Here is a 12,570-nt window from a genome sequence, read left to right on the forward strand (position 1 = left end):
GCTCACGTAGTTCAAGGACCATCCGGACCGCGCGCTCACGCAGCTCAGACGAGTACTTCCTCGGGGGTGCCATAGCCCCTCACCCTTCCAGGTATCAGGGCCTCCAACCAACGCGGGGCGCTCCACCACGAGCACCGGTCGCACGTACAAGCACTCATCGCATACGACGAGAGAGGCGAAGACGCGCCATGGTCCAACGCGCAGCAGGGCTGGTGCCCGAATTCACCGACACCGCTTCGCGGTTGGGCAGGGGGGTGCCAGCGCTCATCAACATCTGGCGCCCGATCTCGGCGACGAAACCAGACGGCTTGCCTAAAGGACGACACCAGGGCCGCGCGCCTGGCAGAGGACGTGCTCACCGCCGCTAGCCGCATGCCTAAAGCCGTGCCTATGACCCCAGACGGTTGCCCACCGGTTGTCCACTCGCATGCCTATGGCCCGCCCACACGGTAAGGGCTTGCTGACCCCGCGTGCCGACGTGCGGTTCGCGTCTCAGGGGCTTGCCCATCGGTTGCCATCCACTTGCCTACGAGCCTGGCCGCTTGCCTACGGGCGTGCCTACGCTCGCGTCCCCGGCCATCGGCGTGCTGAATGGTTGCCTACCGCGTGCCTATGTCCGTGCCCAAGGCAATGCGCCCCGCGTCTAACCGCGTGCCTAAGATCACTGCAGGTGTCTTCGGCGTCTGCCGATCGGGTGCCCACGGGCCGTGCCTAAGAAGTGCCTACGGGGCCGGGTTGCCTGGGGTGCGTGCCGTTCGAGACGGGTGGAAGCAGAAGCACCCGTCATGAATTTCAACCCTGACCAGTCTGACCGTCACCGCCTGGGCTGGCCCAATCGGACCCACCGCGACTCCTCACCCGCCGCTAGCCCGGCCGAGCCGGTGCCGTTGTCGGTGTGGGCGTGCGCGCAGCAGCCCGCCATCACCCAGCGCCGGGGCCGCTACCTGTCGGCGGCGACCGCGCACCCGGCCAAGATGCTGCCCGCGCTCGCCGCCACCGCCATCGGCTCCTACACCCGCCCAGGCGACCTCGTCCTCGACCCGATGTGCGGCATCGGCACCACCCTCGTCGAAGCCGTCCACCTGGGCCGGGATGCGATCGGGATCGAATGTGAACCCCGCTGGGCGCACCTGGCCCGCGCCAATCTCGATCACGCCCGCGAGCAGGGTGCGTCCGGGACCGGCGCGGTCATCACCGGCGACGCCCGAGGTGCGAGCGCTCTGTTCACCGATCCGCACGTCGCGGGAAGCGTGGCGCTGCTGTTGACCTCGCCCCCGTACGGGCAGGCCACGCACGGGCAAGTCCGCTCCAGTCGTGAGACCGGCCGCCCCGGCGTCCGCAAGAGCGACTACAGCTACGGCAAGGAGGCCGGCAACCTCGCCCGCGGCAACCACGACCGGCTCCTGTCCGGGTTCACCGACATCCTGACAGGGTGCCTGCCGCTGCTACGGCCCGGCGGGATCGTCGCCATCACCACCCGCCCCTTCCGGCAGCACAGCCGGTACGTCGACTTCCCCGCCCAGGTGTGGGCCGCCGCACAAGACGCCGGCCTGGAACCGGTACAGCGGCTGGTGGCGCTGCTGTGCGGGATCAAAGACGACCGGCTCGTGACGCGAGCGAGCTTCTTCGCCATGCACGAGACCCGCAAAGCCCGTACCGCCGGCCTCCCGCTGCACGTCAACGCCCACGAGGAAGTCCTCATCCTCAGACGGCCACCAAAGTCACTGCGTTCAGCGGAACTGAAGGATCCCGACGCCGGCTCGCCGAGGTCGAAGGCATCGATATCCCCCTCAGCTTCCTCCGCACCAAACGCGAAGAGACCCGCAGGCTCGTCTGAGCCGCCGGACCCGCGCCGCTGAAACTCGGGCGTCGCTTTAAGGAGTCATCATGATCATTCGCGTTCACCCAACACTCTGTCGGGCACCAGAGATCGCCCGGGGGCTATTCGGGCAGACGATCACGCGGCGGCGATTCGATACCGACCCGGCGCAACGCTTGAGCGACGAAATCGCCCTTGGCGTTGGAGTAGGCGTTGCGGTTGTCCTGGTGCCGCTCTGCGAGCCGCTCCTTCAACCTCGCGTACTCCGCGCACAAGCCCCGATCGGCACGCAGCGCATCTCGGAAGCCGAGCAACGCCACCGCCTGGGGATGGCCGTGCTCGATCACATGAAGATGATGCGTCCTGGCTTCGGGTCGCGGGCGCAAGAACCACAAGCGGTAATGACGGCACGGGTCATCGGGCCAGAACAACCAACCGACTGCTGCCAACGCCTCGACCGCTGCCTGTGCCTCCGGCAGCGATCGAACCGGGGCCAGCATGTCGACGATCGGCTTCGCCCGGAGTCCGCGAACCGCTGTGGATCCGATGTGTTCCACGGGCGCGGCCAGCCAGGGCTGAAGAACCGCCGAGACCCCGTCCTGCTGATCAGCGAACCGATCGGGCCAGGAAGAGTCGTAGTCGACAACTTCGATCAGCTGATCGGCCACACACTGAACCTACAAGCTGACCGTCGGCAGCTTGACTTGGTGCACAGAAGGCTTCGTGATTACGGCCGGCCCGGCAGGTGCGACGCGAACGCGCCTGCGACCCCGTCCGGCAGCCCGGCCCGGCGCGACTTGACCAGCGATATCGAGGTGGGCGTACATGTGCCGTGCCCTGGGCGGCAGGCCAGCCGGATGGGGCCACCGCGCGTGGAGTGGTGGCCGGCGGAGAGACGTCCAGGCCGCGGTCACCGCCCAGGGCACTTCCTTCGCCCCCTCCTGGCTGTGACCCGGCAACGAGCAACCGGCACCAGTCGGCCGAAGAAGACTGCTCTCGCCGTGGCTGCGCGGATCAGCGCCCAACCGAGTTCCGGGATCGGCGGCCCGCAACCCCCGAGCACCCAGCGGCAACACGCCGTCGTGAGCTGCGGTGACCAGCGGATTCGGCTTGATGCCAGCCGCAGAGGCGAGCGTCGATGTTCCCCGCCCCGCATCACCGTCCACGCCATGGGCGGTGACCCGGCACGCCGGGACCGCACGGTCCCTGCCGCCGTGTGGGGCGCGCCAGCGGCGAGCGTGTCCGCACCCGGCGGCCCTCCAGTTGGGGAGTGGTCGTGGTGAGGGCCGGGATGTCGCTGGCGGAGCTGGGCGGGCTGCCCACGGTGGTCGACCTGGTCACCGCGGGCAAAGCCCTGGGGCTGGGCCGCACCAAAACCTACGAACTCGCCCAAGCCGGTGAGTTCCCCTGCCGGATCATCCGCGTCGGCAAGAAGTACCTGGTGCCCACCCCGGAGCTACTCGCCCTGCTCGGATACCAGCCAACAGGTCCTGAACCGGGGAGTGAGTAATCACGATGGCCAGTGGACGAACGTTCAAGCGATGCAGCTGCCGGGACACCGAAACCGGACGCCGCCTGGAAACAAAATGCCCGAAACTCCGGCGCGCGGACGGCCAATGGAACCCTCGGCACGGCTCCTGGTCCTACCAGCTCGAACTCCCCCCGACCCTCGACGGCAAGCGCCGTAACCCGCTCCGGCGCGGCGGGTTCACCTCCCAGACGGTCGCCGAAGACGACCTGAGCAAGGCCCAGGAACTGCTGGCCATCAGCAACGATCGGCGCCTCAAGAACAAGATCACCGATTTCGTCCTCGACACCGTCAAAAAGATGGGCGAACTCCCCGACGCCGACACCGTGCGGAACAAGGTCCGCACCGGCCAGCAACTCAACCGCAACATCCTGCTCGGCGACTGGCTCGACATCTGGCTTGAAGGCAAGAAGAAGATCACCGAGACTACTAAGAACCGGTACGCCAGCGACGTCCGTCTGTACCTCAAGCCGCACCTCGGCCACATCCCCGTCGCGGAACTCCGCGTCGCCGACATCTCGGAGATGTTCGACGCCATCGAGGAGTACAACGACCTCATCCGCGAAACCCGCTCCAGCAACGACCCCACCCTGCGCGCCAAGGTCAAATGGCGGAGGGTGGTCAACCCGCCAACCCTGCGCAACATCCGAGCGACGCTGCGGCACGCCCTGACCATCGCGATGAAACAAGAACGGCTAATCGACTTCAACCCCGCCGCCATCGTCGAACTCCCGCCCGCGACCCGACCCAAACCGCTGGTGTGGACCGACGAACGCGTCCGCGCCTGGCAAACCGCCCACCGCCAGCACCTGACGGCCGTGCGCGAACGCGCGAACGGCAAACGCATCAACGTCATCGAGGCCTACATCGGCACCCCACGCCCGTCCCCGGTCATGGTGTGGACACCCGAACAGACCAGCCGGTTCCTGCAGCGCGCCACCCGGCACCGGCTCTACCCCCTCTTCCGCCTCATCGCCCTGCGCGGCCTGCGCCGCGGGGAAGCTTGCGGCATCCAAACCACCAGCGTCGACCTCAAGAACGGGACGATCGCGGTGTGCTGGCAGATCACCCAGCTCGGCTGGAACCCCCACCACGGCAAACCCAAAAGCGACGCCGGCGACCGCATCATCGACCTCGACGAAGAAACCATCAAGATCCTGCGAGCCCACCGGGCCAAACAGAACCGCGAACGCCTCGCCGCCGGACTCGGGGAATCGGAGTTCTTCTTCACCGACGAGAACGGTGACCCGCTCCACCCCGCCCGTGTCACCGACCAGTTCCAATGGCTGGCCTACGAAATCGGTCTCCCCCCCATCCGCCTGCACGACCTGCGCCACGGCGCCGCGTCCCTGATGCTCGCCGCAGGGGTCGACATCAAAATCGTCCAGCACACCCTCGGTCACGTCACCAGCGCCTTCACCCGCGACACCTACACCAGTGTCTACCCCAAGATCGCCCGCGACGCCGCCGAAGACACCGCCGCGCTCATCGCACCGGGCACGACCGCAGAAGGCTCGCGTAGCGGCCGAGCCCCGGCTGCCGGTCGGCAGTAGGAGGGGGCCGCCCTTCTACGGGTCCTCCTATGGTTGCCTGTCGCGTCGGTCGGACGTCTGGAGGCGACTCTCACGAGACATCACGGCGTACGTCAGGCCGCTTTGGGCTGGGAGTCGGCGAGGTCGTTCAGGACCGCGTTGACCACGGGCCAGCACATATCCAGCGTGTCACGGTCCGGGGTATGGGCTTGGCGGATCTCGGCGCGGGGATGGACGAAGTTGCGGTACTTGCGCAGCTCATGGCAGAAACGCTGGACGTCGGCGCCGATCCAGCCCGCGTCATGGCAGGTTTTGATGAGGGTGTCCAGGTTCACGTTGTCTGGGGGCGTCCTGCCGAGCAGCGACGCGTCGCGTTCCTGGATCACATGGCACAGGACGCCTTCGAGGAGGCTGCCGAGCATGATGATTGCTGCCACGTGGGCGCCGTTGGCGTAACAGGTGCGCGCCTCGTCCAAACGGTGCTGAAGGAGAGCGGCCATTTTTTGGTCGCTGACGAGGTCTGCCATGGCTGCGCTGAGCTCGACCGGGCCTTGGCTGCCTGGGTGGGCCAAAGACGGATCGCAGGCGACGATCCGGGGACGACCGCTGGGGTTCTCCAGTCGTACGCCCTCGTGGACGAGGAAGGTATTCACGGCGGAGATGACGGCAGGAAGCTGTTCCGGTTCGTCGAGGTATTCGCGAGGGTCGGCGAGCCGGAGCAGGACCTTCTCCAGCTCGCTGGGGTTCTCCCGGCGCTCGGTGAGTTGGGCCAGGGTCCACTCGCGACGATACTCGCCGTCGTACTCCGGCACCCGCTGCCAGCCGGCGTTTTCCAGGAAGCGGGCGATTTCAAATCCCTTGCGGTAGTAGAGATGGTCATCGCCGCAGATGACGCGGGCCAGCTCCTCCAGGGTGTTGGCGTCCAGGATGCCGAGTGGGGACTGCGGGGTCATGCTGGGCCTCCCGTACTGTCGTCGGTGTCGTCGTCTTCGGTCATGTCAAGGGCGGCGACCGGATCGGTCGTGTCGGGGTCATCGGGGGACTCCGTCAGCCCCTCCTCGGAGGAGAGGTCGAGTGGGGTCCACTGCGTACCGGCGGATGCGGTGGCCGAGGGCGACCGGTTGTCGGTGACGCCGAACGTTGCCGGCTGGATGCCCAGCCGGTTCAGTTCTTCCCACAGGCCGGACATCGCTTCGTCAGGGTCGAATCGAAACTCGCTCTCGCGGATGCGCCAGAACGTCCAGCCCACCCGTTGGAGTTCGCGATCACGCTGATGGTCATACCGGATTTGGTCAGGTGTCGAGTGGTACCGGTTGCCGTCGCACTCTACGGCCAGACGCCCACGTGCTCCTACGACGACGAGGTCAATGCGCTTGGTTCCCGCCGGGTACTGCGGGACAACGTGATATCCGCGCTCCTTCAGACGCAGGTAGACGCGCTGCTCGAAGAGTGATTCGAACGGCTTTTGCGGGACCTCGCTCGACACCTCGCCGATGTCGTCGGAGTTGGCAAGAGCGGCGGGCGGGTTTTCCATGTAGGCAAGGAGGTTGAGGCGGAGGTCATTCGTCTTGAGGCGGTCCGGCGGGACCGAGTAGAAGAGTCGCATCTGGTCCTGAGCCCGGGACGCGGCGACGTTGTAAGCCCGCTGTTCGCTGCGTGAACCGCCTGCAATGCGCGGAGGGTCGGTGACGACCATCGACAGCAGAATGACGTGCCGCTCATCTCCCTGGAATGACGCGGGGTTGCCCACCCGGATCTGGTGGCGCTCGCGCACCGGCGCTGGAATCCGCTCGTTGATCAGCTGTTCCAAAAGCCTGACCTGGCCGACCGGGCCCTGGAGGGTGATGACGCCCATCGTTTTGTCCCGGTAGGCGGGGTCCTCCACAAGTCGGGCCAGGCAGTCGGTGATGGCGTCGGCCTCCTTCGGGTTGCGGAGTCGGCTGTCGCGTCCCTCGGTGACAGCTCCCTCGACGAAATGCGTCACGAGGGGGGCGAGGCGCTCACCGCCGTACTGGCGCAGCGGCTGCAGCTTGTTGTCGTAAAAGGTCTGGGAGGACCAGCCGATGATCTCGGGCATGCACCGGAAGTGTTCCTCCAGCCGGATCACCTTTGGGAAGAACGTGGCCAGCAGTTCGTAGAGGTTGGTGGCGGGGGTGTACAGCTGGCGCAGCATGGGCGGCATGTCCGGCAGATGGGAGATGAGCCGGTCCTGGATCGCCTGGAGACGGCCCATGCCACTGACCGGGGGCGCACACTGCTTGTCGTCCCCGACGACGATCACGCGAGGAGCGAGCCACAACAGGAACAGGGCGTCCATGCCGGCCTGACTGGCCTCGTCGACGATGACGACGTCGAACGCGTCTCGCTTGGGCGGCACCATCTCGGCCACCTGAGAGATGGGCATGACCCACGCGGGTACCGCTCCTTGCGCCGTCCGCATGGCGTCGCGGGCTGCAGCACGGTAGCGGCCCGCGACGCGGCCCTTGCCCTTGCCGTACGAGGCCATGTGGCTGCGGTATGCCTGGAGTGCGGAACGCTCCTCCTGGGTCATGCGCTGCAGGCAGTGCAGCCGACCCCAGGTGGCCGCCAGTTCGCCGGTCAGATCCTCTAGGTTCCTTTCGCACTGGGCTAGTTCGCCGTCAAGTTGACGTTCGCGTCCCGGTGTGCGCTGGCGGCGTACGAATGCGGCAGCCACCGCCCAGGCCCACGCCTCGGCCAGCGAGTTCAGCCGCGTTTCCCATGCTGGATCGTCGGGTTCTTGTGTCAGCTGGTCGGCGAGCAAGGGGTGCGCCCCGCGAACGCTGTCCAGAAGCACAGCGCACCGGCGCCGGCGGTGCTCCCGCCGATGCGCTTCCCGGAGTGCCTCGAGCTCCTTGGTGTAGCGGTCGATGTCTTGCTCCCGAACAGCTTGGGCGGCGGCGAGCGCTTCGGCGGCGGGGTGAGAACCTGCCACCGGTGTACGGAGCTGCTCCTCCCATTTGGCCAGTTGGGTCATTGCTTCGTCCGCTGCCCGCCGGCCGGAGAGAGCAGTCAGAGCCATGGTGAAGTCTTGCCAGGCCGGGCGGGAGGTAAGGGCGATGTGCAGGCCGTGACGTACGAGCAGTTCATCGATGCGCTCGCGTGCGGCGGCGAACGCGTCGACGTGCTTCAGACGTGCGTATGCCTCGGTCAGGGCGGCCAGGCGGAGTTCCACCGGGCCTTCGGAGATGGGGACTCCGGCCTGGGCCCACCGCCTCGCGAGTGTGGCTACGGCTGAGTGGGCGTGCAGGTGGGCGAGGACGGCGTCGAGGTCCTCCAGGGTTTGGGGTGAATGGCCGTTCACGGTGCACGTGTCGAGGAGCTCCTGAGCGGCCTTCTGCGCCTTTGCGGCACGGAAGCTGCCACGAGCGCGAAGCTTGCCACCCGAGGCGAGATACTCGCGCAGTGCAGAGCCCATGGTGAGCATCGCATCGGCCCGCTCGGCGGAGAGCTGCTCGGGCACGATGACGCGCGTCATCCCTTGATCTTCCAACTGCTGGGAGACAGCGTTGAGTTGATCAGCGAGTCCGGATACGCGACGCCACAGGGCGAGGTTGTCGCGGGAGAGCCGGTCTGAGATGGCCTTGGTGGTCCACTTGTCGGTATCCCATTGCCTGGCCGACAGGGGTAGACCGAGGTGATGCAGGGCTGTACGGCAGTCACCCGCGAGCGAGGTCAGTTCATCAGTGATGGAAGCGTCGAGTTGGGCCAAGTGGTCACGGATACCAGCTGCCTCAGGGGACAGGCCGTCATCGGTGACGCGGCTGGCCGTGAATGCCTGGGCTAGCTCCTCGGGGGATGGGACGGTGTCCGGATCTGGCAGAGTGCCGCCCGCGCGTGGCTCAGCCGCGCCGTCGCGCAGCAGGCTCAGCAATTCTGCTGCCTGTGCGGGGGACAGCGGGGGAACGGAGGGGGCCGGCCCTTCCTCCGGAACCAGGCCGATCCAGGAGTGACGTTCCGCGTTGTCGTGGACGCGCTGCACGATTGCGGCGAGGGTGCCGGCGTATCCGGGCGCGATTTCCGGGTGCTGGTAGACCTCCGCCTCCCGGAGCGCGATCACCTGCTCGGTGAGCGTGCCGATCCTTCCCCGCACCTCTTCCCGGCGTGCGGAGAGCCGACGGATCTCGTCCCGGAGTTGCTCGGGGTCGCTGGCGGCGACCTGGTCGGTCAGGGCATTGATCGTGCGTTCCAGTTCGTCCACCCCGTCCTGCCGTGCGGAGCTGAGAAGCAGGACACACAAGTCCCTTACAGCAGGGGGAAGTTTGTCCCGCAAGACCGTCAGGGCCTGATCGCGAGCGCTGGTCACCAGGACCCGCTGCCCCTGAGCGAGCAGCGCGGAGACCAGGTTGGCGATCGTATGTGTCTTGCCGGTACCCGGCGGCCCTTGCACCACCACGCCTGTGTCGTGCTCCAGCCGCCGCAGCACACTCCGCTGCCGTTCGTTGGTCTTTCCTGGGAAGAGCGGGTCGTCCCCGAAGAGGGGTGGGATCTTGCGACCGTCCCAGTTCGCGCGTTCCTCAGAGTCCAGAAGCAGCACCAGCTGAGCGAGCCTGAGGGGCACATGCGCCTCGGAGGCCACGCTGTCCGCGATCCGATCGTAGAAGCTCAGCAGCGCGTTGCGGTCCCGTGGACGCAACACCAGCGCCGGAGCGTAGGTGAGTCGCGCACCTGCCTCCGGCTCGCGCGGCGGCGGCCACTCGGCACTGAACGCAACTGGACGCTGCAGTACCCGCTCCTGCCACTGGGCCAACTGCTCCAGGGCTCCCGAGCCGAGTAGGTGCAGCGGCTGAGCCGCGATCTCTTCCGCGAGCGCGGCCGAGCGCTCGGGAGCCCAGCCATCATGGGTGTCGAGGAACGCCTGGTCCTCCAGCCGCACCGCTCCCTCGGCCATGAGCCGAACCGTGACCCGAGCGGTCTTGCGGTCGACTGAGGTCTCCACCCGGTGGGTGAGCAGATGACGGTGGACGGCGTCACCGCGCGGATCACTCCACGTCAACAGACCGGCGGCCAGGACGAGTTCGAGCTGGTCATCCTGCTGAGTCAGCTTCTGGTGCCAGCGGTAGACCTGCTCGTACAACTCCCGAAGGGCTCGCTCCGCGCGTTCCCGCTCCGCCCACCGGCGCCAGCGATCGAGCCACGGACCGTAGGCCCGCAGCACTTCGGCTGCATCCTCTCGGCGGACGGTGTGATCCTCTGTCTCTTCCCACCACTGACGGCCGTCCGCGGCTGGCACCAGCTCCCGCCCCGGGCCCTCGGTTGCGAGCGGCGGATCGCCACCATCCGCATCCCGGCACTGTTCCGCGGACACCCACCCATCCAGTACATCCGGCAGAGGCGGCGGTGCCGTTTGCGGCACATAATCGAGCGTGAGCAGCGGACCGTCGACTCGGTCCGAAGGGCGCCGTACGGAGGCGGGCAGGTTAGCCAGCCACAGGCGCTCCCGTGAGCGTCGGTCGTCGCGCAGACGGCTGTCGCTGCTCTGCACGACCTCTTTGAGGAAGCCGATCAGACCGGTGGTCTGTCCAATGACGTCAGGGTCGTTCGCGGCGCGTCGCGGCACGTTCACCTTTCTCCCCTCGGCTGATGGCGAACCTGCCAGTATGAGGCCGCCCGGCAAACTAAACAACGCGTCGCAAGAAGATGGCGTAATGTGCGCGGCATAAAGGTCGGACCGATATGGCGCCAGGAAGTTCTCCTCGGCAAGCGGCGTGAACACACGGCCGGGCAGGAACAAGATCGGCACCCACCACTGCTGCCGGCTGAGAGAATGACATCAGCCGGAGCGATGTACGTACGCCACGAAGCGGGCGAGAGTCAACAAACCATCTCTCGTGGACTAAGCCTCGATTCACCGGTGGATGTCCGTACGCGGTCGCCGGGCGGCCGACCGGCCCTCGGGCCGGGCGTGCCGGCCTCCGTAAATTGTTGGTCGGCCCGGGAGGGCTGGGTGTGGCTTGTGCGGTCCCCCGCCAGGCGGAGTGCTCACCCGCGCGATACTGCCTGTCACACCGCCTCGCCGTCCGCGCGGGAGAGCGCTCCGAACCAGCCCATCCCGGCAGCGTTGGGGATGGCTGCTAACGCTGGCGCTAACGACGACCTCGGGCAGTCCTGGACCGGTCTGGACATCGCGGAGCCGCGAGAGGCTGGTCAGGAGTCGGATCTGGACGGCCGTGGAGATGCTTAGCATGACTCGTAATGAATGGGCCACTGACATGAGGCGCACATTTACCCAGCCCGCAACGTAACTAACTCTCATCGTAGGATCGCTGGATGAGAGAGGAAGCCTTTTCGAGGTCCTCTCGATTGCTGATTCGGACTTCAAGGTCTCCCGTGCCGAAGTGGCCGATCTTCCTCACGTCCCGTGTGAAGCCTTTCTCAAGCTGGACAGTTGACGGGTCAACTTTTAGGTAGACGAGCATCGTGTGCATTTTGGGATGAATCTCGACGCAAGCGAAATTCTTAAGTCGACGGAATGCGAAGTAGCTCTTTAGTGTCTTCTTGGTTACATCATCGCCGAGAGCTTCCGCGAATCGCTCGAGCTCGGCGTACAAGTCCTTCAGTGTATCCGGCGCCTGATCCAGGTATTCGCTTACGGTCTTAGCCCCACTGCCGCTTCCCTTAAGGCCACCGAACGGCGCCGAGTCGACAGCCGAACCTGCTGCAGTGCGAGCGGTTACAAGTTCGAGCGCAAGTAGCTCGCCGCCGAAGTCCCGATAGCGAACCAACTCGATCGACCGATTGATCTGCTGTACTGCGTGCTCGTCATACTTGTTAAAGTCGCCAGCTACGCAGACCAGTCGAGGATTCTTCCAGTCGATTTCCTTGGCGGCTTCCGGTCCGACCGTCTTGATAGCCAACAACTCGAACTCGGCGCGATGGTCAAGGAGCCAATCCAAGTAAAATAGGCCCTGATTGATCACATTTTCGTTGCTGGCCCGCTTGTATTCGAAGATGACTGGCGAGCCATTCTCATCTAGTCCCAGTGAGTCGATACGCCCACCGTGCTTTGCGCCCGTAGAGTACTCCGAAGCGATGAACCTCGTACCGAACAGCGTCTCCATGTTGTTGTCGATCAGTTTCTGCAGCGAGAGTTCGAGGGTAAATGCCTTTCCGGACAACTCAGTTGCCTTACCATTGTTGATCTTGAACAGCTTCAGGTCACTCACGCTGCGTCGTTCCTCCCCGAGCCAAATTCTGTCGGTACGCTTCGCTATGGCCATCGGTCGGCCGAGCCGGAATGTTTCCATGGTTGAGCCTGTGAGGATCGCTGCAGGCAATGGTGGCGATCGACTGACGCGCAGCTCGGGCGCCTTAGCGGACGCTTCGCCCGCGTGGCCGGCTCGGGTTGGGATGATCGCTGCCGCGCGGCTTCCGGTAGCCAGCCGTGCGCTCCGGCTCGGCTTGGCACCCGCATACCGGATGTCTCACCAACGGATGTTGCTAACGCTTTTGCTAACGACGGCCCTGGATCGATGTGGACGGACGTGGCGCCTCAGCAGTCCGGCAGCCGGTCAGACGACAAACCTGGACGGCCATGGACGTCTTCGATCTTGCTATGGATAAGACGGGACGCTGCTGAATTTGGCCGTTGATGGATCAAGGCAACGCTGCACGCCGCCGTAGCCGCCCGCTCCGGCACGATTCAGCACGTGCGGCCCGTGGGCACCGGTCTC

At 66.0% G+C, this 12,570-nt stretch carries 7 protein-coding genes; 3 read left to right on the forward strand and 4 right to left on the reverse strand.

Going from position 1 to position 12,570, the window contains the following annotated elements; all coding sequences use genetic code 11:
* The first annotated feature begins 785 nt into the window (after positions 1 to 785).
* Complete coding sequence (locus tag ABEA24_RS39225) at positions 786 to 1,859, forward strand: TRM11 family SAM-dependent methyltransferase (protein WP_345438118.1); 1,074 nt, start codon at positions 786 to 788, stop codon at positions 1,857 to 1,859.
* 82 nt (positions 1,860 to 1,941) lie between these two features.
* On the opposite strand, the gene ABEA24_RS39230 is transcribed toward ABEA24_RS39225, so the two are convergent.
* Positions 1,942 to 2,487: a GrpB family protein gene (locus tag ABEA24_RS39230; protein ID WP_345438120.1), complete on the reverse strand. Its 546-nt coding sequence runs from the start codon at positions 2,485 to 2,487 to the stop codon at positions 1,942 to 1,944.
* Positions 2,488 to 3,095: 608 nt separating this feature from the next.
* On the opposite strand from ABEA24_RS39230, the gene ABEA24_RS39235 reads away from it, so the two are divergent.
* Positions 3,096 to 3,329 carry a DNA-binding protein gene (locus ABEA24_RS39235; RefSeq protein WP_345438122.1) on the forward strand — a complete coding sequence of 78 codons (234 nt, stop codon included), beginning with the start codon at positions 3,096 to 3,098 and terminating at the stop codon, positions 3,327 to 3,329.
* A gap of 5 nt (positions 3,330 to 3,334) precedes the next feature.
* Positions 3,335 to 4,900, forward strand: a complete 1,566-nt coding sequence (locus tag ABEA24_RS39240) for a tyrosine-type recombinase/integrase (RefSeq protein WP_345438124.1) — start codon at positions 3,335 to 3,337, stop codon at positions 4,898 to 4,900.
* A 92-nt stretch (positions 4,901 to 4,992) separates the two neighbouring features.
* On the opposite strand, the gene ABEA24_RS39245 is transcribed toward ABEA24_RS39240, so the two are convergent.
* The 3 genes from ABEA24_RS39245 to ABEA24_RS39255 all read right to left on the reverse strand — a co-directional run bounded on the left by ABEA24_RS39245 (position 4,993) and on the right by ABEA24_RS39255 (position 12,063).
* Complete coding sequence (locus ABEA24_RS39245; RefSeq protein ID WP_345438126.1) at positions 4,993 to 5,832, reverse strand: DUF4145 domain-containing protein; 840 nt, start codon at positions 5,830 to 5,832, stop codon at positions 4,993 to 4,995.
* Complete coding sequence (locus ABEA24_RS39250; RefSeq protein ID WP_345438128.1) at positions 5,829 to 10,640, reverse strand: AAA domain-containing protein; 4,812 nt, start codon at positions 10,638 to 10,640, stop codon at positions 5,829 to 5,831. Before ABEA24_RS39250 ends, ABEA24_RS39245 begins: the two co-directional genes overlap by 4 nt.
* 502 nt (positions 10,641 to 11,142) lie before the next feature.
* The gene (locus tag ABEA24_RS39255; RefSeq protein WP_345438130.1) at positions 11,143 to 12,063 is read right to left on the reverse strand and encodes a DUF5655 domain-containing protein; all 921 of its coding nucleotides are present in this window, start codon (positions 12,061 to 12,063) and stop codon (positions 11,143 to 11,145) included.
* Between the last annotated feature and the right edge of the window lie 507 nt (positions 12,064 to 12,570).

Source organism: Actinoallomurus vinaceus (assembly GCF_039542055.1).
GTDB lineage: Bacteria > Actinomycetota > Actinomycetes > Streptosporangiales > Streptosporangiaceae > Actinoallomurus > Actinoallomurus vinaceus.